Below are 25,267 nucleotides of genomic sequence, written 5' to 3'. Positions count from 1 at the left end.
AACAGACCAGAGACCCATCCATGACGCTGCGCCTCAACACCCTGATATCCGCCGCCCTGATCGCCGCCGCAAGCGTGTGCGCGCCCGTCATGGCGCAGGAGGCCGCACCGGCGACCGAGGCCAAGCCGCCGGTCAAGACCGATGTCGCAGCGGTCACCCCGGCCGAATATGCCAACAACCCCGAATGGATGCTCGCGCTCGACCTGTCGACCGGCGGCCGCGTCGTCATCCAGCTGCGCCCTGACGTCGCGCCCAACCACGTTGCCCGGGTCAAGGAGCTGGCGCGCGCGGGTTTCTATGACGGCATCATCTTTCACCGCGTGATCGACGGCTTCATGGCGCAAACCGGCGACCCGACCGGAACCGGCCAGGGTGGCAGCTCGATGCCCGACCTCAATGCCGAACTGTCGGTCTATCCGCATTTGCGTGGGACCGTCGCGATGGCGCGCCCTGCCGATTTCAACGGCGCCAACAGCCAGTTCTTCATCATGTTCCAGCCGCAGCTCAAGATCGACCGGCAGTACACGACCTTCGGTCGCGTTGTATCGGGCATGCAGTATATCGACGCGGTCCACCGTGGCGAACCGCCCGCAAACCCGTCGCGCATCGTCCAGGCATCGGTCCTTGCCGACGGCAAGCCGATCCCGCCGCCGGCGATGCTGACCGAGCGTGCCCCCGCCCCGGCCGCGCCCGCGATCACCGCCGACGATCTCAACGCGCCGATCCCGCCGCGCCAATAAAGGCACCGCGCCGCGCTTGCCGCCGCGACGGTAATCCGGCACGGGCACCGCGTCATGCGTGTTGATCTGTTCGATTTCGACCTGCCGCCCGAGCGGATCGCGCTGCGCCCTGCCGCACCGCGCGACCAGGCGCGCATGCTGTGCGTCACCCCCGATAGCCTGAGCGACCACCGCGTCGCCGATTTGCCCCAGCTGCTGCGCGCGGGCGATTGCCTCGTCTTCAACGACACGCGCGTCATCCCGGCCAGGCTCGAAGGCGTCAGGCTGCGCGACGGCAATGCCGCGCAGATCGGCGCGACGCTGCACAAAAGGCTGGCTCTGCGCGAATGGCAGGCGTTCGTGCGCAATGCCAAGCGCGTTCGCGACGGCGAGCGCATCGATTTCGGCCAGGGCGTCACCGCGATCGCCTCGGCCAAGGCCGACGACGGCAGCATGACGCTGAGCTTCGAGGGCGACGAGCCGGTCGAGACGCTGCTCGCGCGGGCCGGCACGATGCCCCTGCCCCCCTATATCGCAGGCAAGCGACCGACCGACGCGCGCGATGCCGAGGATTACCAGACGATGTTCGCCGACAAGGACGGCGCGGTCGCCGCGCCGACCGCCGCGCTGCACTTCACGCCTGACCTGATGACGGCGCTGGCCGATGCGGGCATCGCGCACGAAACGCTGACGCTGCATGTCGGGGCGGGCACCTTCCTGCCGGTCAAGGCCGACGATACCGATGATCACGCGATGCACGCCGAATGGGGCCTGATCGACCAGGCGACCGCCGGCCGGCTCAACGCGGTGCGCGCGCGCGGCGGACGGGTGATCGCGGTCGGCACGACCTCGCTGCGATTGCTTGAAAGCGCGGCCAATGCGGCGGGCATGATCGAGGCGTTCGAAGGCGACACCGCGATCTTCATCACGCCTGGCTATGCCTTTCGCGGGATCGACGGGCTGATGACCAATTTCCACCTGCCGCGATCGACGCTGTTCATGCTGGTGTCGGCGTTGATGGGGCGTGAGACGATGCAGGCCGCCTATGGCTATGCAATCGACCACGACTACCGCTTCTACAGCTATGGCGATGCCAGCCTGTTGCTGCCGGGCTAGCTTTTAACCCGACCATTTCGGAACCGTAGCGAATGCCGGTTGGTTGACGGGTCATGCTCGACGCCACGACGATCATCAACCAGCAGATGCAGAACGCCTATACCGGCTTCATCGCGCTGATCCCCGCGCTGGTCGCGGCGGTGTTCCTGGTCGTCATCGTCTGGGTCGTCGGACGGGTGGTGCGGCGCGGGGTCGTCAGGCTGGCCAGCCGGCGCGGACGGCCCGACCTCGGCCAGTTGCTCGGCTCGCTGACCTTCGGGGCGATCATGGTGCTGGCGCTGCTGTCGGCATCGGCGATCGTCTTTCCCACCGTCCATCCCGGCGACATCGTCGCCGCGCTCGGCATCGGATCGGTCGCGATCGGGTTCGCCTTCAAGGACATATTGCAGAACCTGCTCGCCGGCCTGCTGCTGCTTATCCGCCGGCCCTATCGCCGCGGCGACCAGATCGTCGTCAAGGGATTCGAGGGCACGGTCGAGCACATCGAAAGCCGCGCCACGCTGATCATGACCTATGACGGGCGCCGCGTCATCATTCCCAATGGCGACGTCTATACCTCTCCCGTGATCGTCAACACCGCCTTCGATTTCCGCCGCGACCAGGTTGATATCGGCATCGGCTATGCCGATTCTCCATCGCAGGCGGCGCGCTATTTCCTCGAGGCAATCGCAGCGGTCGAGGGGGTCGAAAGCGATCCCGCGCCGCAGGTGCTGCCATGGGCGCTCAACGATTCGACGGTCGACCTGCGCGCGCGCTGGTGGACGTCATCGCACCGCACCGACCAGGTCCTGGTCCGATCGCGCATCGTCCTTGCGATCTATGAAGCGGCAAAGGCGCATGGCATCGACCTGCCCTTCCCGACGCAGGTCATGCTGTTCCACGACCAGACCGAGGAAAGCGACGGAGACCGGGCCCGCCAGCGCGAAGGCTGGCCGGCGGGCGACGCGCCGCCCAGGCCGCGCCGGTTCAAGAGCGAGATACTGGAAAGCGACGAAAAACCCGCCGCTTGATCTGGGTCAGTGGACACGGGACGATAAAGAACATATGCCGAACATATGGCCCGTCTCGACGTTCAGCAAAAGCTCGAAATCCTTGCCGATGCGGCGAAATACGATGCCTCATGCGCGTCGTCGGGGTCGACCAAGCGCACGTCCAAGGGCGGCAAGGGAATTGGGTCCACGACGGGGGCCGGCATCTGCCATGCCTATACCCCCGACGGGCGCTGCATCAGCCTGCTCAAGATCCTGCTGACCAACAGCTGCGTGTTCGATTGCCATTATTGCATCAACCGCAAATCGTCGAACGTACGCCGCGCGCGCTTTACCGCGAGCGAAGTCGTCGACCTGACGCTGGCGTTCTACAAGCGTAACTATATCGAGGGATTGTTCCTGTCGTCGGGGATCATCCAGTCGTCGAATTACACAATGGAGCAGCTCGTCGAGGTCGCGCGCCAGCTGCGCGAGGTCCACGACTTTCGCGGCTATATCCATCTGAAAACGATCCCCGATGCCGATCCCGATCTGGTCCACCAGGCGGGCCTTTACGCCGACCGCGTCTCGATCAACGTCGAACTGCCGACGACGAGCGGACTTGCCCGGCTCGCTCCCGAAAAATCGGCCGAGCGGATCGACGGCGCGATGGCGAAGATGAAATCGGACATCATCGACACCAAGGATGCGCGCAAGAAATACCGCCACGCTCCGCGCTTTGCGCCCGGAGGGCAATCGACGCAGATGATCGTCGGTGCCGACAGTGCGAACGACAGCGACATCATCGTGCGCGCACGCGGCCTGTATCATGACCATGCGTTGAAGCGCGTCTATTACAGCGCGTTCAGCCCGATCCCCGATGCGAGCAGCGTGCTGCCGCTCAAACGCCCGCCGCTGATGCGCGAACACCGGCTCTACCAGTCCGACTGGCTGATGCGATATTACGGCTTCGAGGCAGGCGAGATCGTTTCCGCGACCGACCCGGTGACGGGTATGCTGCCGCTCGATATCGATCCCAAGCTCGCCTGGGCCCTCGGCCATCGCGATGTCTTCCCGGTCGACATCAACCGCGCGCCCAAGGCGATGCTGCTGCGTATTCCTGGCCTTGGCGTCCGCGCGGTCAGCGGTATCATCGCGTCGCGCAAGTGGCGCAGCCTGCGCCTCGCCGACGTCGCTCGCCTGACCGTCTCGATCGCGAAAATCCGCCCGTTCATCGTCACCCCCGACTGGCGCCCGACGCTGCTGACCGATCGCGCCGATCTGCGTGGGCTGGTCGAGCCGAAAGCCGAGCAGTTCGAATTATTCGCCGCCTGATCGCGGTCGATGCAACGATCGCGCGGTGCGCTCGTTGGGATTGGGGAACGAAACCGGGAGCACGAACATGGCCGAAGCCGAAATCTTCAAGGACCTCAAAGCCGATCACGAGACGCACCGCACGCTGCTCGATCTCATCGAAAAAACGCACGGCGACAGCGAGGGGCGGCGCGAGCTGTTCGAGCGCTTCCAGGTCGAAGTGCGCGCGCACGCTGCCGCCGAGGAGGAATCGCTTTATGCGACGATGCTCGGCAAGCCCGACCTCAACCAGGACGCCAAGCACAGCGTGTCCGAGCACAAGGAAATCGAGGACATCATCGCCGAATTGTTCGAGATGGACATGTCCTCGCCCGGCTGGCTGACGCGTTTCAAGACGCTCAAGCACGACTATCTCCACCATATCGACGAGGAAGAGGAAGAGATGTTCCCTGCTGCGGCGAAGGGGCTGAGCGAGACCGAAAAGGCGCGCATCGCCAAGGTTTTCGATAACCGCAAGCCGAAGGAAAAGGCCAAGGCGAAAGATGTCGACCCCGGCGACGACAGGGAGTGATGACGGGTCGCTAGGCACCGGCCCGGCGGGCGCGCTGCGAGCGGTGACGCTCGCTGCGCCCGACGATTTCGAAGGCTGGCGTAGCGCGGCGCGAGCGTTGGCGATCGCCGACATCCCGCCCGACCGCGTCGCCTGGCAGGTGGCGGGCGAGGAACAGGACCTGTTTGCGCAAGCCGCCGATGCGGCGCCGCCGACCGCGACCGCGCGCAGCCGCGCACTGACCGTCCCGCAGCAGTTCATCGACCTTGCCCGCAGCGCGGTCTGTCACCGCAATCCCGAACGCTTCGCGCTGCTCTATACCGCCCTGTGGCGCATCCAGCGCGACCCGGGGATTGCGCACGACCGCGCCAACCCGTTGATGAAGCAGATCGACGAACTCGCCAAATCGGTCCGCCGCGATAGCCACAAGATGCGCGCCTTCGTCCGATTTCGCGAGATCGAGGACGATGACGATGACGGCCAGGAACGGTTTGTCGCCTGGTTCGAACCCGAACACCATATCGTGCGGTCCAACGCGCAGTTCTTCGTTGATCGCTTCGCCAATATGCGCTGGTCGATCCTGACGCCCGAACTGTCGATTCACTGGGACGGGTCGACCCTGAGCGAGGGGCCCGGCGCAGCCAAGGCCGATGCGCCGCCCGACGACGCGATCGAGGACGTCTGGAAAAGCTATTACAAGAGCATCTTCAACCCCGCGCGCGTCAAGATTGGCGCGATGACCAAGGAGATGCCGCGCAAATACTGGCAGAACATGCCCGAGACCGCGCTGATCCCCGGGCTGATCGCGGGTGCGCAGGCGCGCGAGAGCGGGATGATCGCGACCGCAAGACAAGTGCGGCTGGCGCCCGGTTCGAACCGCGCGGCGGCGTGGGCTGCGTTGCGCGACGAAGCGTTGCGGTGCACGCGCTGCCCGCTGCACGCCTGCGCGACGCAGACCGTGTTCGGCGAAGGGCCGGTCGATGCGCAGCTGGTCTTCGTCGGCGAACAGCCGGGAGATCAGGAGGATCTGGCAGGACACCCGTTCGTCGGCCCCGCCGGACAGCTATTCGATCGTGCGCTCGCCGAGGCCGGAATCGACTGCGCCACGACCTACGTCACCAACGCGGTCAAACATTTCAAGTTCGTCGCGCGCGGCAAACGACGCATCCACCAGTCGCCCACGGTCGGCGAAATCGATGCCTGTCGCTGGTGGCTCGACGAGGAGCGCGCGCTGATCGCACCGCACGTCACCGTTGCGCTGGGGGCGAGCGCGGCGCGTGCGCTGTTTGCGCGCCCGATGCCGGTCGGTGAATCGCGTGGCCGGCCGCATGCATTGCCCGACGGAAGCGCGGCGTGGATCACCGTCCATCCGAGCTACCTGCTGCGCCTGCCCGATGATGAAAGGGCGGCGGCCTATGCGGAATTCGTTGACGATCTGGCGATGGTTGCCGCGCAGATCGGATAGGGCCGGACTGTGTTATTCATGCAACACAATCCCCCGTTTAAAGGATTTTCCCGGCTCGGTGGAGAAAAATGTCGCCCCGTTCATTGTGCCGACAGCCGGTCACCCTATCTGGCATTTCTCCGGTCGCCAGTTGCGACCAGTTTCACAGGAAAAAGACACATGAAGAAAATCGCATTCATCGCCGCTGCCGCAGCGGTCGCATTCGCCGCTCCCGCCATGGCGCAGGATGCCCCGCAGGTCAGCACGTACATTGGCGCAACCGCCGGTTACCACGATCTCGGCATCAAGGACGATCTTCGCGGCGTCGGCATCACCAACCCCAAGGATGGCGGCTTCATCTACGGCGTTACCGCCGGCGTTGACGTTCCCGTCGGCGACCAGGGCGTGACGATCGGCCTCGAGGGCAACTACAACCTCGGTACCGACGCGATCGACAGCGACTATGGCATCGCCACCAAGCTGGGCTTCCGCACCGGCAACACCAAGCTGTTCGTCAAGGGCGGCTATCAGTGGATCAACCTCGACGTCGATCAGCTGACCGGTGGCCAGCTGACCGAAGCGCAGTTCAAGGCGCTCGGCCAGAGCGATACCGTTGATGACTACCTCGTCGGCGTTGGCGCCGAATTCAACGTCGGCCCGCGCACGGTCCTGACCGCGGGTGTCGACAGCGTCTCGTTCGACACGGTTCGCGGCACCGTCGGCCTCGGCTTCAAGTTCTAAGCCAACCGACAGCCCAACGATCGCGGGGGTCGGCGCAGCACGCGCCGGCCCCCGTTTTCGTATCGCTCGAGGTGCCGGCCATGCTTGCATGCGCGCACGCTTCGTCTAGGACGCCGCTGCGATGACCCATTCCCCACCCTTTGCCTTTTCGATTGCCGCGACCGACGGCGCCGCCCGCACCGGCACGATTGGCATGGCGCGCGGCGATATCCGCACGCCCGCCTTCATGCCCGTCGGCACCGCCGCGACGGTCAAGGCGATGCGCCCCGCCGAAGTGCGCGCCAGCGGCGCCGACATCATCCTCGGCAATACCTATCACCTGATGCTGCGCCCCGGGGCCGAGCGCATCGCCCGGCTCGGCGGGCTGCACGCCTTCATGGCGTGGGATCGCCCGATCCTGACCGACAGCGGCGGATACCAGGTGATGAGCCTGTCCGACCTTGCCAAGGTCACCGAGGACGGGGTTTCGTTCAAGAGCCACCTCGACGGCGCCCGGCACATGATCACGCCCGAACGCTCGATCGAGATCCAGCGCCTGCTCGGCTCCGACATCGTCATGGCGTTCGACGAGCTCGTCCGCACCGATAGCTCGCGCGAGGCGCAGGCGGCGGCAATGGAGCGATCGATGCGCTGGGCGCGGCGATCGCGCGAGGCATTCGACACGATCGACACCGGGCTACCGCGCGGGGCGATCTTCGGCATCCAGCAGGGCGCGCTCGACGAGGGGCTGCGCAGGGCCTCGGCCGATGCGCTGACAGCGATCGGCTTTGACGGCTATGCGATCGGCGGCCTTGCCGTCGGCGAAGGGCAGGAAGCGATGTTCGGCGTGCTCGATTATGCACCGGGCCAGCTGCCCGCAGATGCGCCGCGCTACCTGATGGGGGTCGGCAAGCCCGACGACATCGTCGGTGCGGTGCTGCGCGGCGTCGACATGTTCGATTGCGTCCTGCCGACGCGATCGGGGCGCAACGGACAGGCGTTCACCTGGGGCGGCCCGGTCAACATCCGCAACGCGCGCCATGCCGAGGACCAGGCGCCGCTCGACGCGCGCTGCAACTGCCCGGTCTGCACGACGTGGAGCCGCGCCTATCTCCACCATCTGGTGAAGTCCGGCGAAATGCTCGGTGCGATGCTGATGACGCAGCACAATCTTCATTTCTACCAGGCGCTGATGCAGGCGCTGCGCGATGCGATCGCGCAAGCGCGGATCGGCGAGTTTGCGCGTAGCTTCGTCGCCGACTACCGCGGCGGCTAGCGAACGGCGAGGACGGTCAGCTCGATCGCGTACAGGCCGCTACCGGCGTCGTGCGTGAAGGGCTTCCTGAGCTGGCGTGACAGGCCGGTCATGATCCGTTCGTAGCGCGCCACCATCAGCGAATTGAATTTCTCGCAACCGGCAAGGCCGACCGATTCGATTGTCAGGCGCGCCAGCGTCGGTTCGCCCGCGTCGCGTTCGACCGCGATCGCGATCGGTGCATCGGGATCGCAGAGCGACGACAGTTCAGCCAGTTCGGTCACCAGGAAGGCAATCGGCACGGCGACGTCCTGGCTGACATAGATTTCGTCGACGTTGACCGAAATCTGCGGAAAGCCTTCATCGCCATGCCCGCTGGCGCGCAGGTTGCTCGCCAGTTCGCTGAGCAGCGGGCGCAGCGCGTGGCCCGTGGTTCCTTCGCTGCCGGCAAAATGATTGCGGTGGACGACCGAGATGGCATCGACCCGGCGCTGGATCGTCCGATAGGCTCGCTTTGCCTCGTCGGTCGTCGCCGAGCGGCTGTGCAGGCTGATCAGGCTGCCGATCACCTGCAGGTTGTTTTTCACGCGGTGGTGGACTTCTCGCGTCAGCGCGGTCTGACGTTCGAGCCCCTTGGCGAGCTCGGCCTTGTCGGCGGCGACGGTTTCCGACAGCGCGCTGAAATCTTCCTCGAGCTGGACGATTTCGCGGGCGATCGCGAGGCGCCGCCGTGGCCGCAGGAATACGGCGCCGGGGCGATAGGCGGCAACGCTGCGGTGCAGCCGGCTGAGCGGGCGCATGATGAAGAAACCGAGCAATGCCCAGCTCAGTACCGCTCCAGCGACCCAGATCGCGATCGGCGAGAGCAACGAAACGACTTCGTTACCGCTGAATGCGGCGCGATAGGTCGTCATGACGAGCGAATGGCCCGTTTGCCCGATCGGTCGTTCGATCGCCTGCGTTATGCCGGGCAGTTCGGCACCAAGGCCGTCGCGGATATCGAGCCTGCCGTCGCGCCCGGTGATCGCTATATCGTGCGCCGGGAGATTGGCGATATCGTCTTCGGCAATCGCGGCAAGGGCGTCGCTGTTGTACGACAGGACCGCCGCATAGGGCGTACCCTGTTCGTCGAACCGGACCGAGGACACCAGCCGACCGGACGCATTGTCGATCCCCAGAAGTCCCTCGATCGGAACCTTGGGCACTGCATCGTCGCTGAGGTAGGCGACCGCGCCAACGGGGCACAATTCGCGCGAAAAAGACGGCGCAACGATGTAAATCCGCGGAGCCGCGATATCGGCCGGGCTCAACGCAATGCCAAGGTCGGTGCAGATGCGCCGCGCCTGGTCGGGGAACAGGTCGCCAAGCGGAATGCCGACCAGGCTGCGTCGCACGACCGCACGATCGGCGGCCAGCCCGTTGCCGAGATTGCGGCTCATTTCATTACCGGCGACGCGAATGAGGCTGGTCCGGTCACGCTCGGCGTTGTGCGTGCCCTTGATCGTCGCCGCCACGCCGAGGATGCCGAGCGGGGCAAGCCCGATCAACAGCGCGAGGAGAATCTTGATCTCGGTCGAAAAGCTGCTCCAACGCTCCCAGCCCGAACGGGACGCGGCGGGCGCTTCGCTGGTCGGGGCGTTCATGACGATCTCCGCCGGCGTGTCGTCCGGCTCAAGGACATTGGTTCAGCCGAGCTTCTTAAGCAGCTCGAGCATCTCGTCGGGTACGTCTTCGGCGATGGTTTGCTGATAGGCCTGGCGCAGCGAATGGGCGAGCGAGTCCTTCGCTCCGCCGCTATCGCCCTTGCTCCGTTGTCGGTCGCCCTGTGAATCTTTCTTACGATCGTGTCCCATGCCCGACTTTTGCGTTCCCCCGCGCTTTTCAGATGTCATTATGCGTCCAGAATCTTTGCAAAACATAGCCTCATTGCGCGGCAATAATCTAGATCAATATTTTTGCTTAGATGTCGGAAACCAAATGGCGCGTCGTTTGTTCCATAAATTCGCCCTCGATCCTTAACGGGTTACGAAATCGCGACGAACCGCTATCCAAGGGCGCGTTGCGGGACTAGGGTTGACCGAAGTATTTGCAGGTTTTGCATTGGGGAGAATTAGATCACTATGTCACTCGGACAGCAGCTCGCGCCGCACCTTCCATTCCTGCGGCGCTACGCGCGTGCCCTGACCGGCAGCCAGAGCCACGGCGACAATTTCGTCCGTGCGACGCTCGAAGCCGTGGTCGCCGCGCCCGACGAATTCCCGCGCGATGTCGAGCCACGGCTCGGCCTCTACAAGACCTTCCAGGCCATCTGGCAGTCGACCAGCGACGATCGTGAGGGCGACAGCGCTGGCGAGGTCGGCAGCAGCTCGGAAACGATCGCGCAAAGCCGCATGGCGCGCCTGACCCCGGTCAGCCGCCAGGCATTGCTGCTGACCGCGATGGAAGGCTTTTCGAACGAAGATGCCGGCTATCTGATCGGCGAAAGCCCCGCCCGCGTCGACGAGCTGATCGACGAAGCGCTGAGCGAAATCGAGCGCCAGACGCGCGCCACCGTCCTCATCATCGAGGACGAGCCGATGATCGCGATGGACCTCGAAACGATCGTCCGCGATCTTGGCCACGACGTCACCGGCATTGCCGTGACGCGCGACGAAGCGGTTGCGCAGGCCCGCGAAATGCCGCCGGGCCTCGTCCTTGCCGACATCCAGCTGGCCGACGACAGTTCGGGCATCGACGCGGTTGGCGACATATTGTCGGAAATCACCGTGCCGGTGATCTTCATCACCGCGTTCCCCGAACGCCTGCTGACCGGACAACGGCCCGAGCCGACCTTCCTGATCACCAAGCCGTTCCAGCGCGCGACGGTCAAGGCGGCGATATCGCAGGCGCTGTTCTTCGATCGCTCGACCCTGCCCGAGTGATCGTCGCGCCAGCCCCTTCCCATCCCCCTCGGAGCTCCCGTCCCCATGGATCCTGAAGTCAACAAAACCACCAACGACGCCCGCGCCGGCAACACCCCGCATATCGTGCGCTATGTCCTGGCCATTTCGATGCTGTTGGCGGTGCTCGTGCTCGGCGCGCTCGTGTTGCTGCGCTAATCCGATCGGCACCGACATTTTCATGCTGCACTTCAATTTGATCGCGCAAACACTAAATGTGTTTCACGTGCCCGGCGATTTCGCCAGGGCGCGCAACGGGGGTTGCCGGTGAGCGACAAGAAACCCGGCGTCCGCGACGCCAGTGAAACGACCGATACCAAGCCCGTCGAGGACGTCTTCGAGACGCTCTCCGACGACGATTTTCGCGTCGAGCTGGGCAGCGTCATTCCGCATCTGCGCGCGTTCGGCCGTTCGCTGTCGGGCAATCGCGATACCGCCGACGACCTCGTCCAGGAGACGTTGCTCAAGGCGTGGGCGGCGCGGCGACGCTTTCGCGCGGGCACCAATATGCGCGCGTGGACCTTCATCATCCTGCGCAACCTGTTCCTGTCACAAATGCGCCGCTCGCGCTTCAAGGGCGAATGGGACGACCTGGTCGCTGAAAAGACGCTCGCAGCGCCCGCCTCGCAGGACCGGCACGTCGATCTGTCGGACATGCATCGGGCACTGCAAATCCTTCCACAGGCGCAGCGCGAAGCGTTGATCCTCGTCGGGGCGGGCGGTTTTGCCTATGAAGAAGCCGCCGAAATCTGCGGCGTCGCAGTCGGCACGATCAAGAGCCGCGTGGCGCGTGGGCGCACCGCGCTTGAAGACCTGATGCAGTCGGGCAAGCTTCCGGCGCGTTCGACGAGCGCGACCAACGCCGAAACCGCACTTACCCAGATTCTCGAAGAGGTCGACAGCCTCAGCCGCCATTAGGTCCCGGCCGGTGCCTAAGCGTTGATACGCTTGAGCCGCTCGACCAGATCGCCGAGGTCGCTGGGCATGTCGCCCAGGCTGCCGAACGACTTCTTGAGCGCGCGCGAAATGCCGTCGGCACGCGACGGCAAGGTCACGTAGCGCGGCACCCGGATCGGATGCTCGGTGCGTTCGCCGCTGGAAGGGTTCGGGGCTGTCATACCGGTACAACGCACTTTCGGCCCGCTGGTTGCCTTAGGTTAACCGAATTCCGGTCGGGGTTGGATAGGTTTGGCGCAATTCTGCCGATTCGCACATCAACGAATTGTGCCGCGAACGATCGCGGCCTAGGATCTGCGGCATGACTTCGTCGCGCCTCAATGCCCTCGACCGCGCGCGTCGCCACGCACCGTTTCTCGATACGCTTGCTGCCGGTCACCCCGACGACGTCGAACGCTTTCTCACCAAGGGCGCGACAGATGCGCTGGCCGCGCTTGACCTGGCAGACTCGCAGCGGCCGATTGCCGACCAACTGCGCCATCATCGCCAGCGGCTCGCGCTCGTCGTCGCACTCGGCGATCTCGCGGGCGAACTGTCGCTGTCCGCAGTAACCCGTGCGCTCAGCGATTTCGCCGATAGCGCGCTCGATCGCGCGATTGCCGCCGCGGTCGAGCGGCTGTGCCCCGGCGCGCCGGTCGAAGGCTTCGCGGTCCTCGCGCTCGGCAAGCTGGGCAGTCGTGAGCTCAATTATTCGTCCGACATCGACCTGATCCTGCTCTACGACCCCGATACCGTCCCGCGCCGCGCGCGCGACGAACCGGCACAGGCGGCGCTGCGCATCGCGCGCGACATGGTCGAGACGCTCGCCGCGCGGACCGACCTTGGCCGTGTCTTTCGCATCGACCTCAGGCTGCGCCCGACGCCCGAGGTCACGCCGATCGCGCTCGGCTTCGATGCCGCGCTGTCGCATTACGAGACGCACGCGCTGGCCTGGGAACGCGCCGCCTTCATCCGCGCGCGCGCCGCGGCGGGCGACCATGCGCTGGGCGAGCGCTTCCTGGCCGCGCTGTCGCCGTTCGTCTGGCGGCGCGCGCTCGATTTCGGGCAGGTGCGCGAGATCGGCCGGATCAGCGAGCGGATCCGCGACCATTACGATACCGGCCACCGCTTCGGCGCGGGCTATGACCTCAAGCGCGGGCGCGGCGGCATTCGCGAGGCCGAGTTTTTCGCGCAGACGCACCAGTTGATCCACGGCGGCCGCGATCCCGCGCTGCGGCTTGCGGCAACGCGTCCCGCGCTCACTGCGCTGGCCGAGGCGGGGATCATCGCACCCGACGCGGCGGTCACGCTGAGCGAAGGCTATGCGCTGCTGCGGACGATCGAGCACCGGTTGCAGATGATCGACGACCGCCAGACGCACAGCCTGCCAGACGATCCTGAACGGCTCGATGCGGTCGCCCGGCTGCATGGTCTCGACGACGGCGCCGCGCTGCTCGCGTTGCTCGCCCCCCCGGTCGAGGCGATCGGCGGATTGTTCGATACGCTGATCGAGACGGACGACCGCCCTCGCCTGCCACGATCACCCGACGGGCTGATCGAACGTCTCGCCAAGGCCGGCTTTGGCGATGCCGAACGCGCCGGCCGCATCGTCGAGGGCTGGCGTGCGCGTCGCTATCCCTCGCTGCGGAGCGCGGCGGCGCAGCAGGCGCTCGAGGACATGCTCGCCGAGATCGTCGACCGGCTCGCCGCCGCGAGCGACCCCGATGCCGCACTGCTGCGGCTCGACGCGATCCTCGCCCGGCTGCCGAGTTCGCTCAACCTGTTCCACCTGCTCGAAGCGCGCCCCAGGCTGCTCGACCTGCTTTCGGCCATCCTGGCGCACGCGCCGACGCTGGCGCAGGATCTCGGCGAACGCAGCGATCTGCTTGACGGGTTGATCGATCCGGCGACGGCGAACCCCCGGCTCGATCGCGACGAGCTGGCGGGGCGGCTCGACCAGGCGTGCGCCGCCGACGATTACGAACTGGCGCTCGACCGGGTTCGCGCGATCGTCGGCGAATATCGCTTCGCCACCGGCGCGGGCATCATCGCCGGCAACGACCCGCTCGACGCGATGCGCGATTACGCCACGATCGCCGAGGCGGCGACGCATGCGCTGGCGCGGCGCGCGGTCGCCGAGTTTGCCGAGGTGCACGGCCAGGTGCCGGGCAGCGAGCTGGTCATCCTCGCGCTCGGACGCTTCGGCGGCGGCGCGCTGACGCACGCCAGCGATCTCGATGTCGTGTTCCTGTTCACTGGCGACTTCGCCCGCGAATCGGATGGGGGGCGCCCGCTCGGCGCGACGCGCTATTATAACCGCCTCGCCCAGCGCGTGATCGGCGCGCTGTCGGTCCCGACCGCGACCGGCGGCCTGTACGACGTCGACACCCGCCTGCGACCGTCGGGGGTGCAAGGGCCGCTGTGCGTTTCGGTCGACAGCTTCCTCGCATATCAGCGCGGGGCGGCATGGACCTGGGAGCATATGGCCCTCACCCGCGCGCGCACAGTATTCGGCTCGGACGAAGCGCGAAGCCTGGTAAATGAAGGCGTGCGCAGCATCCTGCTCGAGCCACGCGATTCGGCTCAGCTTATCTCAGATGCGGTAGCGATGCGGCGCGATATCGCGCGCAACAAGCCGCCCAAGGGACCGTTCGATGCCAAGCTGATCGCCGGCGGGCTGATCGATTTCGAATTCGCCCTCCATTGTACCCAGCTACGCACGGGTATCGGCCTCGATCCCGATCTGCGCCGGGCGCTGGCGAGCCTGATCGCCGCAGGCGAAGCACCGCCCGCCATCGCCGAGGCGCACGACCTGCTCACCCGGCTGCTGGTCACGCTCAGGCTCGTCGCGCCGTCGCTCGCCGAGCCTGCCCCGACCAGCCACGCGTTGATCGCGCGGGCGTGCGGTCAGGCCGACTGGCCCGCTCTCCTTGCCGCCTATGCCGATGCGCGGCACAAGGTCGGCGACTGGTGGGCGGCAGTCGGCGGCGCCGACGCCATCACGCAAGGAGACTGAATATGGATATCGGCGATCGGCTGCCTGAGATCACACTCGAAGACCAGGCAGGCGAAAAGGTCGCGCTGGCGGCGATCGGTGCAGGACCATTGGTGGTCTATTTCTATCCCAAGGACGACACGCCCGGTTGCACGACCGAGGCCAACGACTTTACCGCGCTCGCTCCCGAATTTTCCGCGGCGGGCGCGCGCGTCGTCGGAATATCGCGCGACAGCGTCGCCAAACACGCCAGGTTCACCGCCAAGCACGATCTGGGCGTGCGCCTGCTGTCCGACGAAGACGGCGCGGCGTGCGAAGCGTTCGGCACATGGGTCGAGAAATCGCTCTACGGCCGAAACTATATGGGAATCGAGCGCGCAACGTTCCTGTTCGATGCCAAGGGGGTGCTCGTCCGCGCCTGGCGCAAGGTCCGTGTCAAAGGCCATGCCGCCGCCGTGCTCGAGGCCGTCAAGACGTTCTGACCGCCGCCGGGAATCGCTTCGCCGGGGCTCGCCCAGCCCTTACCTTTCGTTAGGAAAATCGGGGATTTTGGGCATTTTACAGCCAAAGGCTGCATACGTTTCAACCGTTCAACGCAATCATCCTGCAACTGAACGCAAGAACGCGGTCGAACAGTTGCCACATTAACATCTCCGCCGCACAACGATTGGCGAGCGGGGACGAAAATATTCGCCCATGGGAATTTCGAGGATGCCAAGCAGGACCTTTTGTGTCCTGCCGCGATTGGCGACAGACACATGGGGTTATCGAGTGAACGTTTTGACCAAGAACATGTTCCGCGCCGTTGCACTTTTTTTCGCAGCGAGCCTGACCGCCGTCCCGGCGCTGGCCGATGAAGCAGCCAATGCTGCCGAAGCATCGGAAACCGCGATGACCGCATCGTTCACCGCCGCCGCCGCGCGGTTGAAGGACCAGGCACCCGACCAGCGTTTCTCGCAGCTGTTCAACGCCTGGGAGCGGATGGACGGCCCGCAGAACGCTTCGGCCGCCATCGCCATCCCGTCGCGCAAGCCGGTCGATGCAATGCGCCTCAGCTCAAATTTCGGAACGCGTTCGGATCCCTTCAACGGCCGCGCCAAGGCGCACAAGGGGATCGACATTCCCGGTGCGATCGGCTCGCCGATCTATGCCACCGCCGACGGCATCGTTGCGATGGCACAGTGGTTCGGCGGCTACGGCAACTTCATCAAGCTGACTCACGGCAATTCGATCGAAACGCGCTACGGCCACATGTCGAAGCTCAACGTCCAGCCTGGCGAGCGCGTCCACAAGGGCCAGATCATCGGCTTCATGGGTTCGACCGGCCATTCGACCGGCAGCCACCTGCACTATGAAGTCCGCATCGACGGCACCGCGGTCAACCCGATGTCGTTCGTCACCCCCGGCGAAGTGATGCTCGCATCGCTCGACACCGGCGCCGGCGGCCCGGGCACCGACGATCACGACGACGATTGATCGCGCCGGGACCCCAGCTCCCCGCCTCCCAATTCCGACGATAGCTTGCCGCGACGCCGCTGCGATCCTATCTTGATCGCATGACAGCCTCCCCCCAGATTTCCGACCCTGCGCCTTCCGACTGCGTAACGCTGAGCGAGGCTGCGGCCACGCGCGTTGCCGCGATTGCCGCCAAACAGGGTCGCCCCGCGATGCTGCGCCTCTCGGTCGAGGGCGGCGGCTGTTCGGGTTTCACCTACAAGTTCGACCTCGCCGACACCCCCGAAGCCGATGACAGCGTCACGCATACCGGCGCGACGGGCCTGATCGTCGATGCGATGAGCCTCGACCTGCTCAAGGGTTCGGTCGTCGATTTCGTCGAGAACCTGGGCGGCGCATCGTTCCAGGTGACCAATCCCAACGCCGCCGCCGGCTGCGGTTGCGGATCGAGCTTCTCGGTCTGAGTTGACGCTCGACGATTGATTAGCGGGAAGCCGCCGCCTAGGACTGCGGCCATGCGGATCGCCAGCTTCAACATCAACGGGATCAAGGCGCGCCTGCCGCGGCTGATCGAATGGCTCGAGGAAACCCGGCCCGACATCGCCTGCCTGCAGGAGATCAAGACCGCCGACGAGGGCTTTCCCGAAAGCGCCTTCACCGACATCGGCTATCAGGCAATCTGGCATGGCCAGAAGGGCTTCAACGGCGTCGCGATCCTGGCGCGCGGCGACGACAAACCGGTCGAGGTCCAGCGCGGGCTCGACGGCGAGCCCGACGACGTTCACAGCCGCTATATCGAGGCCGATGTCATGGGGCTGCGCGTCGCCTCGATCTATCTGCCCAACGGCAACCCGCAGCCGGGTCCCAAGTTCGATTACAAATTGCGCTGGATGGAGCGGCTCCGCACGCGGGCGCGCGCGATCCTTGCCGAGGAGGTTCCGGCGCTGCTGATCGGCGACTACAACGTCATCCCGCACGACGACGACACCTATTCAATTCCGGCGATGGCCGACGACGCGCTGATGCAGCCCGAATCGCGCGCCGCCTACAACCGCATGCTCGGCGACGGCTGGACCGACGCGCTGCGCACGCGCAATCCGGCGGGCGGCGTGTGGACATACTGGGATTACCAGGCCGGCGCCTGGCCGCGCGACGCGGGCTTTCGCATCGACCATATGCTGCTCAGCCCGCAGGCCGCCGACCGCATGACCGACGCGCGCGTCGACAAGGAATATCGCGGTCGCGAAAAGGCGAGCGACCACGCACCGGTCTGGGTCGAACTGCGCTAAAGCGCCTTTTCGTAGAGATCGTAGACCTTGTTGACGGTGCATTCGAGCGTTTCGGCGATCGCGTTCATGCCCTGGTTGTCGTCGAGGATCCAGCCGATCTCTCCGCGCGTTGCGCCGTACCGCGCGTTCGCCACTTCGTTGGTGGTGTCGATCAGCATGAAGGCGAGCTGGCTCGCCATGCGCGAGGCCTGAAGGCGTTTGACCACCCCCATCAGCGGCACACGCACCGTGCGAACCTGCGGCTTGCGCAGCCACCACAGCAGCTTCGCCCAGCCGAACGGCAACAGGCTGCCGCCGAGGTCGGCGAGCTTTTCGTTGATATCGGGCAGCGTGATCATGAAGGCGACGGGTTCGCCGTCATATTCGGCGACGCGGACAAGGTCCTCGAACACGATCGCCTTCAGTTTCTTGCCGGCATAGGCGATCTCGGCATCGGTCAGCGGCACGAAACCCCAATTGTCCGACCAGGCATCGTTGAGAATGCCGAGGATCAGCGCCGCTTCCTCGGCGAAGCGCGATTTGTCGACGGTGCGGATCGAGATGCGGTCGTTGCGGTTGCCCGATTCGATGATCCGCCGGATCAGCGGCGGGAACGGCCGCGTGATGTCGAGCTCCCAGGTCTTGAGCTGCTTGATGCTGGAATAGCCCGCGCTTTCGATCCACGCCTGATATTCGGGGCGATCATGACCCATCATGACGGTGGGCGGATGGTCGTGACCGAAGGTCAGCAGGCCCGGCTCGTCCCAGACCGACAGGCTGATCGGCGCAACGACACGGGTCATGTCGCGCGCGCCGAGCCAGCTCTCGGCGCGCGCGATCAGGGCGTGCGCCGCCTGTTCGTCCTCGGCTTCGAGCAGCCCCCAGTTGCCGGTGCCGGGGCCGAACCCCTGTTCCGCTGGCTGTTCGAGCGCGAGCGCGTCGATATGCGCCGAAATGCGCCCCACCGCGCGCCCGTCGCGATAGGCGAGGAACAGTTGCGCGACACCGTGTTCGAACCACGGGTTCTGCTTGGGGTCGAGCAAGGCCGCGACCTCGCTCCTGAGCGGCGGCACCCAGTTGGGGTCGCCGCGATTGAGGCGAAAGCCCAGCTCGATGAACTCGCGGCGGTCGGCCTTGCCCTTGACCGCACGGATTTCGGGGCCGGCCCAACGATCGGACATACGGGGTACTCCACCAGGGTTGGAAAACGGATCGGAAAGGAGCCGCTAGTGTCTCGGCAGCGCCGATTTTGTCAACAGCACTGGCGTCCCGCAGGGGCCAGCGCTTGCGGATACCGGCGGCCGCCATCATATGGCCACGTTCATCTTGTTTAGACTAGCCTTACAATTCACTGGGCGAAACAAAGCGATGGATATGAACCCGAGCCTTCCCCTTGCAGACACCGGCACTGCGCTTGGCGCGGCCCCGGTCCGTGCGCCCGTCGTCGACGACAAGGACCTGATCCGCACCGCGGCGAAGATCACGCGCGAATTCAATACGGCCCGGCCGGCGATCTACTGGAGCGACCTGATCGCTTCGGTCGTGGTCGGCTATGGCGCGCTGGCGGCGGCAATCTTCGCGCCCTCGACCGGCTGGATGATCGCGGCGATGATCGTCTCGGTCCTCGGCCTCTACCGCGCCGGCAGCTTCATCCACGAGCTCACCCACATCAAGCACAGCGCGGTGCCGGGCTTCCGCTTCGGTTGGAACGCGCTCGTCGGGGTGCCGCTATTGTTGCCGTCGTTCATGTATGAAGGTGTCCACAGCCTGCACCATGCCAAGACGCGATATGGCACGAGCGAGGATCCCGAATATCTGCCGCTCGCGCTGATGAAGCCGTGGACGGTGCCACTGTTCGTGTTGATCGCGGCGCTGGGGCCGATCGCGCTGCTCATCCGTTTCGCCGTGCTGGCGCCGCTGTCGCTGGTCATCCCGCCGCTGCGCCGGATCGTTGTCGAACGCTATTCGGGACTGGTCATCAATCCCGATTTCCGCCGCCGTCCCGCCGAAGGTGCGCTCAAGACGCAATGGATCGCGCAGGAAATCGCCGCGAGCATCTGGGCGATCGCGCTGATCGCGCTCGTCGCGACGGGCATCGTGCCGCTGCGCGCGGTGCTGATCTTCCTCGGCATATTGTCGGGTTCGGTCGTCATCAACCAGGTCCGCACCCTGGTTGCGCACCTGTGGGAAAACGAGGGTGAACCGATGAGCGTGACCGCGCAGTATCTCGACAGCGTCAACGTTCCGCCGCCATCGACCCTGCCCGTGCTGTGGGCCCCGGTAGGGCTGCGCTATCATGCGCTCCACCATCTGCTGCCCGGCCTGCCCTATCACGCGCTCGGCAAGGCGCACCGCCTGTTGTCCGAGGCATTGCCACAGGAATCGAGCTTCTATCGTGCCAATCACCAATCGCTCTCGCGTCTGGTTCACGGGCTGGTGCGCAGCACCTTCGGCGATCGCAGCACGCGCAACTGAGCGCAGGCGCGGGTCCTATTCCTCGGTCCGTACCAGCACCGCTTCGCCGATCAGGAAGAACAGCAGGAACGGCCCCCAGGCGGCAATGATCGGCGGATAGACGCCGAGATTGCCCATCGCGATGCCGAAATTGTCGGCGACGAAATACGCGAAGCCGAGCGCCATGCCGATCACCGCGCGCAAGACCAGCTGTCCCGAGCGCGCCAAGCCGAAGGCGGCGACCGCGCCGAGCAGCGGCATCAGCATCGACGACAATGGCCCCGAGATCTTATGCCATAAAGCGGCCTTGAGCGCGGTCGTCGGACGCCCGGCGGCATCGAGCTGGTCGATCGCGCGGCTGAGCGGACCGAAGGCAAATTCGTCGCCATCGACATTGGCCATGGTGAAGCGATCGGGGCCGACGCCTTTGCCAGCGTAGAACGTGCCGAGATCGGTCACCTTGCCCGAGGCGAGATCGTAGCGGCGCGCCTCTTCAATGCGCCAGCCGTCGCCGCTCGGCGTCGCACGATCGGCGCGCACTTCGGACACCATTGCATGGTTCTTTCGCTCGAAGATGCGGACCTGGCGCAGGATTACCTGCGCGCCGTGAACGTGGACCTCGCCGACCTGGATGAGATTGTCGCCGTCGCGCGCCCAGACGTTGAACTTCACGTTGGTTTCGCGCGGGATCGTCCCGTAATCGACCTTTTGCCACTGGTCGAGCGAGGCATTGGCGCGCGTCACGACGCGTTCGTTGAAGCCGAAGGCGACGCCCGCGACGACCAGGCTAGCCAGCAACAGCGGCGCGAGCACCTGGTGTGCCGACATGCCACCGCCCTTCATCGAGACGACCTCGCTGTTCTGGTTCAGCGTCGCGAGCGTGACGATCGTCCCGAGCAGGACCGAAAACGGCAGGAAGCGTGCGACAATCTGCGGCACGCGCAAGCCCAGATAACGCAGGATCTCCTCCTGCCCGTTGCCCGCGACGGCAAGGATCTTGCCCGATTCGCCGAGCAGGTCGAGCGCCTGGAGGATCAGCACGAGCATCACCAGCACGGCGAGCGTGCGCGTCAGGAACATCCGCGCGACATAGAGCGCGAGCGTGCGCGACGGGAAGAAATGGAGCTGCTCGATCCTCATGCCGCCTGTCCCCCGCGCCGCATCCTGACCAGCTTGCGCAACCGCACGCCCGCCTTGGCAAAGACGCGTTCGAGCGCGCCGATCGGCTGTCCCCCGGGCACCACGGCGATCGTCCGGTACATCCAGAAAACGAGACCGGCGAACAGGGCGAAGGGAACCCACAGCGCTATCAGCGGATCGACGCCGCCCTGAGCACCCAGGCTCTCGGCATATTCGTTCACCTTGTGATAGGTCACGATGATCACGATCGACAGGAATATCCCGAGCGACGAGGTCGATCGCTTGGGCGGAATCGCCAGCGCCAGCGCGAGGAACGGCAGCAGGAACATCGTTACCACCTCGACTACGCGAAAGTGGAAATTGGATCGCGATTCGAGCCGCGTCGCAAGCGGCTGCGAACTGTCGTGTCCGACGCGCACGAGTTCGGGCAGGGTCAGCTCGCGGTTGGCGTTGCCGCGCCCGCGAAAGCTCTCGATCTTGGGCAGGTCGATGGGAATGTCGTGCTGGGTGAACGACAGCGTCCGCGGCGTGCTGAACTTGGGCGAATCGTGCACCAGCGAGCCGTTGGTCAGCCGCAGGATGATCGTGTCGGGATCGGCCGAGGCGAGGAACTGGCCGCGTTGTGCGGTCGCCGAGAGACTCGTTCCGTCGGCGGTTTCGGCGCGCAGGAAGATGCCGCTGAGGTTGCGCCCCTCGTCGTGGCTTTCCTCGATCCGCAGCGTCACGCGTTTGCCCAGCTTGGTAAATTCGCCGACCTTGATCGACGCGCCGAGCGCACCCGAGCGCAGTTCGAACTGCAGCCCTTCATAGGCATAGCGGGCGAGCGGCTGGGCATAGCCGACAATCGCCAGGTTGAGCGCAGCGAGCCCGACGGCATAGAGCATCGGCACACGCAGCAGCCGCGTATAGCTCAGCCCGACCGCGCGGAAGATATCGACCTCGTTGGTGAGGGCGAGGCCGCGAAAGGCGAGCAGGATGCCGAGCAGCAGCCCGATCGGGATGCCGAGCGAGAGATATTCGGGCAGCAGGTTGACCAGCATTTTCCACACGACGCTGACCGGGCCGCCTTCGGATGCGACGAAGTCGAACAGGCGCAGCATCTTTTCCAGGACGAGCAACATCGCCGCGACAAGCAGCGTCGCGAGCAGCGGAAATGCGATCCGTTTGGCGATGTAACGGTCTGTCGCGGTAAGGAATATCAAGTTTTGGTCGCCCGCTCACCATGATTTGGCCGCAAACTTCCCCGATATGGGAAGCAACAGGGGCCATAAGTGCATATCGGCGCCCGCGCGAACACGCGCGTCCGCCTATACCGATACGGAGACTCAAGGTCATGTCTAAATTTGGAATGCTATCGGTCGCTGCGGCGACCATCGCGCTGGCGGTACCCGCCGCTGCTGATGCCGTCATCCTCGGCCCCGACGCCGCCACGTGCGCCAATGGCAATCGCGGCGTCATCGTCAACGTCACCGGCTTCAAGCAGCGCAGCGGCAAGGTTCGCGTGCAGCTGTATGCCGCCAAGTCGTCGTTCCTCGACAAGGGCGCGTGGATTGAGCGGGTCGATGTCGCGGTGCCCGCTGCGGGGACCGCCGCAATCTGCGTGCCCGTCCCGAGTGCGGGCAAATACGTCGTTTCGGTCCGTCATGATCTCAACGGCAACGGCAAGTCCGACATGAAGGACGGCGGCGGCTTTTCGGGCAATCCCGACGTCAAGCTGGGCGACCTCATCAGCAAGCGCAAGCCGAGCCTGGCGCAGACGAGCTTCGCCGTCGGCGAATCGACCGCCAAGATCAATGTCGTGCTCAATTATGTGCGCGGCCTGTCGTTCGAACCGGTCGGCTGACGCTGACCCGCCATGACCACCGTCGCGCTCCTCTCGAATCCACGCTCGACGGGTAATCGCGCGCGGCTGCCCGAGGTCCGCGACTTCTGCGCCGCGCATCCCGACATCTTCCATTACGAGGTCGAGGACGCCAGCGAGATCGGCAAGGCGCTCGCCTCGATCGCGCTGGTCAAGCCGAAGGTGATCGCGATCAACGGCGGCGACGGCACGGTCCAGTCGGCGCTGACCGAACTCTATACCGGCGCCTATTTCGATGGCCCGCCGCCGCCGATCGCGGTGCTGCCCAATGGCAAGACCAACCTCATCGCACTCGACCTCGGCGCGCATGGCGATCCGATCGTCGCGCTCAAGGAAGTCCTGCGGATCGCGCGCGACGACCTTGATGCCCATATCGTCCAGCGCAAGCTGATCTCGCTTTCCGACGGCAACGGCATGAAACCGGTGCTCGGCATGTTCCTCGGCGGCGCGGGCCTGGTCGATGCGATGCTCTATTGCCGCCAGCGGATCTATCCGCTCGGCCTGCCCAACGGGATCAGCCATTTCCTCGCGGTGTTCGCCGCGCTGCTGACCGCCCTGGTCCGGGCCAGCGGGCGCTTCCTGCCGCCGATGGCGCGGCCGGTGCAGATCACCACCGACCGCCGCGCGGCGATCGGCGGCCGCTTCTCTCTGGTGATCGTTACGACGCTCGAAAAAATGCTGCTCAACAGCCAGATCGGCAGCGGCGACGGGCGCGGCGAAGGCATGATGAAGATGTTCGCGATCGACCAGAACGCCCGCTCGCTGGTGCGCGGCCTGTGGGCCTCGGTCGCCGGCAAGCTCGGCCGTAGCCAGTTCAGCGGCGTCTATTTCGAACAGGGCGACACCGTCCGGATCGACGGCGCGGGATCGAGCGTCATCCTCGACGGCGAACTCTACCAGGCGCACGGCAACGACCCGATCATGCTGAGTTCGACCGCCCCCGTTCCGTTCCTCCGCCTCGTCGCGTGAGCGCGCTGGCGCGGCTCGTCGCCGACGAGCTCGGCATTCCGGTCGATCCGCGTGTTACAGCGATGGCAGAGGCGATCGCGGCCCGTTTCGGTCCGGCATCGCGCGCCGTCCTGTTTTACGGATCGTGCCTGCGCGAGGCCAATCTCGACGGGCTGATGCTCGATTTCTATTTGATCGTCTCCGACTATCCCGCCGCCTATGGCAGGGGGTGGAAGAGCTTCGCCAACCGCGTCCTGCCGCCCAACGTCTTCCCGTTCGAATACGGCGGGCTGGCAGCCAAGATCGCTGTGCTGAGCGAGGCCGATTTTCATCGCCTCAACGGGCCCGAGACACGCAACGTATCGGTCTGGGCGCGTTTCGCGCAGCCGTCGCGGCTCGTCTGGCGCGCAAGCGACGACGCCCACGATCGGGCGATCGCCGCTGTCGCGCGCGCGGCGCCGACGCTGCTGTGGGCGGCCCAGCCCTTGTGCGGTGCCGACTCCGACCCGCTCGCACTGTGGCGCGCCGCGTTCGCATTGACCTATGGCGCCGAACTGCGCGCCGAGCGCAACGACCGGAGCGGGTCGGTCGTCGATGCCGATGCGGAACGCTACCGCGCTTTCACCGAGCCTGCGCTCGCCGCGATGGAAAAGCCTATTCAACCGAAACAAGCTGCCGAAAGGCAGTGGGCCAGGCGCCGCCGCGAGGGCAAGCTGCTGACGCTCGCGCGGCTTGCCAAGGCGACGACGACCTATGCCGGCGGCGTCGATTACCTCGCGTGGAAAATATCGCGCCATTCGGGTCGGGCGGTCGCAATCCAGCCGTGGCAGCGCCGCCACCCGATCCTCGGCGCGCTGACGCTATTGCCGCGCCTCATTCGCAGCGGCGCGATCCGCTAGAGGGAGACGGGGAAAGGGCAAGACGCACAATGTCGACGCCCCCCCGAGCCATCTCAGCCTCGGCGCGACCGCCGTTCCGCAGCCCGCATTTACTGATGGGATGGAGTGGTGCGAAGCCTATGGCGCTCGCCCCGGCGACGAAGCTATTTATTACGGCTGGTGAGGGGACGGAGCATAGGGCACGGTAAGTGCGTCGTCGGCGCGACTGTTAACGACCCACTTGCTGACATTAGAGGGGTTGGGCCATCATGAGAGGCAACGCTGCAAAGGGAGCTTCAAACTTGAA

General features: G+C 65.5%; 26 protein-coding genes. 20 read left to right on the top strand and 6 right to left on the bottom strand.

Going from position 1 to position 25,267, the window contains the following annotated elements; translation table 11 throughout:
• The first annotated feature begins 20 nt into the window (after positions 1-20).
• The 8 genes from FSZ31_RS10330 (at position 21) to tgt (ending at position 8,107) form a co-directional block, all read left to right on the top strand.
• Positions 21-740 (top strand): peptidylprolyl isomerase, encoded by a 720-nt coding sequence (locus FSZ31_RS10330; protein ID WP_236643772.1) that lies wholly within the window; start codon positions 21-23, stop codon positions 738-740.
• A gap of 54 nt (positions 741-794) precedes the next feature.
• Positions 795-1,835, top strand: a complete 1,041-nt coding sequence (queA, locus tag FSZ31_RS10325) for a tRNA preQ1(34) S-adenosylmethionine ribosyltransferase-isomerase QueA (RefSeq protein ID WP_147123315.1) — start codon at positions 795-797, stop codon at positions 1,833-1,835.
• A gap of 53 nt (positions 1,836-1,888) precedes the next feature.
• A complete protein-coding gene (locus FSZ31_RS10320) occupies positions 1,889-2,845 on the top strand; it encodes a mechanosensitive ion channel family protein (protein ID WP_147123314.1) in 957 nt (318 codons plus the stop codon).
• 45 nt (positions 2,846-2,890) lie between these two features.
• Entirely contained in the window at positions 2,891-4,138 is a 1,248-nt protein-coding gene (locus FSZ31_RS10315; RefSeq protein ID WP_147123313.1) for a putative DNA modification/repair radical SAM protein, read from the top strand.
• 67 nt (positions 4,139-4,205) lie between these two features.
• Positions 4,206-4,688, top strand: coding sequence for a hemerythrin domain-containing protein (locus FSZ31_RS10310; protein WP_147123312.1), 483 nt, complete (start codon positions 4,206-4,208; stop codon positions 4,686-4,688).
• A 34-nt stretch (positions 4,689-4,722) separates the two neighbouring features.
• Positions 4,723-6,132, top strand: coding sequence for a UdgX family uracil-DNA binding protein (locus tag FSZ31_RS10305; RefSeq protein WP_147123624.1), 1,410 nt, complete (start codon positions 4,723-4,725; stop codon positions 6,130-6,132).
• Positions 6,133-6,291: 159 nt separating this feature from the next.
• A complete protein-coding gene (locus FSZ31_RS10300; protein ID WP_161596006.1) occupies positions 6,292-6,852 on the top strand; it encodes an outer membrane beta-barrel protein in 561 nt (186 codons plus the stop codon).
• A 121-nt stretch (positions 6,853-6,973) separates the two neighbouring features.
• Positions 6,974-8,107, top strand: coding sequence for a tRNA guanosine(34) transglycosylase Tgt (gene tgt / locus FSZ31_RS10295; RefSeq protein ID WP_147123310.1), 1,134 nt, complete (start codon positions 6,974-6,976; stop codon positions 8,105-8,107).
• On the opposite strand, the gene FSZ31_RS10290 is transcribed toward tgt, so the two are convergent.
• Together FSZ31_RS10290 and FSZ31_RS10285 are read right to left on the bottom strand one after the other, a co-directional pair.
• On the bottom strand, positions 8,104-9,729 hold the full coding sequence (locus FSZ31_RS10290) for a sensor histidine kinase (RefSeq protein WP_147123309.1): 1,626 nt from the start codon (positions 9,727-9,729) through the stop codon (positions 8,104-8,106). The two genes, tgt and FSZ31_RS10290, sit on opposite strands and share 4 nt — an antisense overlap.
• A gap of 42 nt (positions 9,730-9,771) precedes the next feature.
• The gene (locus FSZ31_RS10285) at positions 9,772-9,978 is read right to left on the bottom strand and encodes a NepR family anti-sigma factor (protein ID WP_147123308.1); all 207 of its coding nucleotides are present in this window, start codon (positions 9,976-9,978) and stop codon (positions 9,772-9,774) included.
• A gap of 228 nt (positions 9,979-10,206) precedes the next feature.
• On the opposite strand from FSZ31_RS10285, the gene FSZ31_RS10280 reads away from it, so the two are divergent.
• The 3 genes from FSZ31_RS10280 to FSZ31_RS10275 all read left to right on the top strand — a co-directional run bounded on the left by FSZ31_RS10280 (position 10,207) and on the right by FSZ31_RS10275 (position 11,943).
• Positions 10,207-11,007: a response regulator gene (locus FSZ31_RS10280; protein ID WP_147123307.1), complete on the top strand. Its 801-nt coding sequence runs from the start codon at positions 10,207-10,209 to the stop codon at positions 11,005-11,007.
• Positions 11,008-11,052: 45 nt separating this feature from the next.
• A complete protein-coding gene (locus FSZ31_RS13055; protein WP_268934277.1) occupies positions 11,053-11,184 on the top strand; it encodes a hypothetical protein in 132 nt (43 codons plus the stop codon).
• A gap of 108 nt (positions 11,185-11,292) precedes the next feature.
• Positions 11,293-11,943 (top strand): sigma-70 family RNA polymerase sigma factor, encoded by a 651-nt coding sequence (locus tag FSZ31_RS10275; RefSeq protein ID WP_147123306.1) that lies wholly within the window; start codon positions 11,293-11,295, stop codon positions 11,941-11,943.
• Positions 11,944-11,957: 14 nt separating this feature from the next.
• Here FSZ31_RS10275 and FSZ31_RS10270 read toward each other — a convergent pair whose 3' ends face one another.
• Positions 11,958-12,143 (bottom strand): hypothetical protein, encoded by a 186-nt coding sequence (locus tag FSZ31_RS10270; RefSeq protein WP_147123305.1) that lies wholly within the window; start codon positions 12,141-12,143, stop codon positions 11,958-11,960.
• A 140-nt stretch (positions 12,144-12,283) separates the two neighbouring features.
• On the opposite strand from FSZ31_RS10270, the gene glnE reads away from it, so the two are divergent.
• The 5 genes from glnE to xth all read left to right on the top strand — a co-directional run bounded on the left by glnE (position 12,284) and on the right by xth (position 17,700).
• Entirely contained in the window at positions 12,284-14,977 is a 2,694-nt protein-coding gene (gene glnE, locus FSZ31_RS10265; RefSeq protein ID WP_147123304.1) for a bifunctional [glutamate--ammonia ligase]-adenylyl-L-tyrosine phosphorylase/[glutamate--ammonia-ligase] adenylyltransferase, read from the top strand.
• 2 nt (positions 14,978-14,979) lie between these two features.
• Complete coding sequence (locus FSZ31_RS10260; protein WP_147123303.1) at positions 14,980-15,438, top strand: peroxiredoxin; 459 nt, start codon at positions 14,980-14,982, stop codon at positions 15,436-15,438.
• Positions 15,439-15,727: 289 nt separating this feature from the next.
• Positions 15,728-16,432: a M23 family metallopeptidase gene (locus FSZ31_RS10255; RefSeq protein ID WP_408021658.1), complete on the top strand. Its 705-nt coding sequence runs from the start codon at positions 15,728-15,730 to the stop codon at positions 16,430-16,432.
• A gap of 80 nt (positions 16,433-16,512) precedes the next feature.
• Complete coding sequence (locus tag FSZ31_RS10250) at positions 16,513-16,875, top strand: HesB/IscA family protein (RefSeq protein WP_147123302.1); 363 nt, start codon at positions 16,513-16,515, stop codon at positions 16,873-16,875.
• 51 nt (positions 16,876-16,926) lie between these two features.
• Positions 16,927-17,700 carry an exodeoxyribonuclease III gene (gene xth / locus FSZ31_RS10245; RefSeq protein WP_147123301.1) on the top strand — a complete coding sequence of 258 codons (774 nt, stop codon included), beginning with the start codon at positions 16,927-16,929 and terminating at the stop codon, positions 17,698-17,700.
• Here the strand turns inward: xth and FSZ31_RS10240 are convergent.
• The gene (locus tag FSZ31_RS10240) at positions 17,697-18,860 is read right to left on the bottom strand and encodes an N-acetyltransferase (RefSeq protein WP_147123300.1); all 1,164 of its coding nucleotides are present in this window, start codon (positions 18,858-18,860) and stop codon (positions 17,697-17,699) included. The two genes, xth and FSZ31_RS10240, sit on opposite strands and share 4 nt — an antisense overlap.
• Before the next feature lie 193 nt (positions 18,861-19,053).
• Here FSZ31_RS10240 and FSZ31_RS10235 point away from each other — a divergent pair, with 193 nt between their 5' ends.
• Positions 19,054-20,154 (top strand): fatty acid desaturase family protein, encoded by a 1,101-nt coding sequence (locus FSZ31_RS10235; protein ID WP_147123622.1) that lies wholly within the window; start codon positions 19,054-19,056, stop codon positions 20,152-20,154.
• Between the two features lie 15 nt (positions 20,155-20,169).
• Here the strand turns inward: FSZ31_RS10235 and lptG are convergent, their stop codons facing one another.
• Complete coding sequence (lptG, locus tag FSZ31_RS10230) at positions 20,170-21,273, bottom strand: LPS export ABC transporter permease LptG (RefSeq protein ID WP_147123299.1); 1,104 nt, start codon at positions 21,271-21,273, stop codon at positions 20,170-20,172.
• Entirely contained in the window at positions 21,270-22,475 is a 1,206-nt protein-coding gene (lptF, locus tag FSZ31_RS10225; RefSeq protein ID WP_147123298.1) for an LPS export ABC transporter permease LptF, read from the bottom strand. Before lptF ends, lptG begins: the two co-directional genes overlap by 4 nt.
• 131 nt (positions 22,476-22,606) lie before the next feature.
• On the opposite strand from lptF, the gene FSZ31_RS10220 reads away from it, so the two are divergent.
• The 3 genes from FSZ31_RS10220 to FSZ31_RS10210 are packed head-to-tail and all read left to right on the top strand — an operon-like array spanning position 22,607 to position 24,981.
• Positions 22,607-23,116: a DUF2141 domain-containing protein gene (locus tag FSZ31_RS10220; protein ID WP_236643771.1), complete on the top strand. Its 510-nt coding sequence runs from the start codon at positions 22,607-22,609 to the stop codon at positions 23,114-23,116.
• Between the two features lie 12 nt (positions 23,117-23,128).
• Entirely contained in the window at positions 23,129-24,103 is a 975-nt protein-coding gene (locus FSZ31_RS10215) for a diacylglycerol/lipid kinase family protein (RefSeq protein ID WP_147123297.1), read from the top strand.
• Complete coding sequence (locus FSZ31_RS10210) at positions 24,100-24,981, top strand: hypothetical protein (protein WP_147123296.1); 882 nt, start codon at positions 24,100-24,102, stop codon at positions 24,979-24,981. The genes FSZ31_RS10215 and FSZ31_RS10210 overlap by 4 nt, the downstream gene beginning before the upstream one ends.
• Positions 24,982-25,267 lie beyond the last annotated feature (286 nt).

It is taken from the genome of Flavisphingopyxis soli (assembly GCF_007995095.1).
GTDB lineage: Bacteria > Pseudomonadota > Alphaproteobacteria > Sphingomonadales > Sphingomonadaceae > Flavisphingopyxis > Flavisphingopyxis soli.
This window is presented reverse-complemented; position numbering and strand designations above follow the sequence as displayed.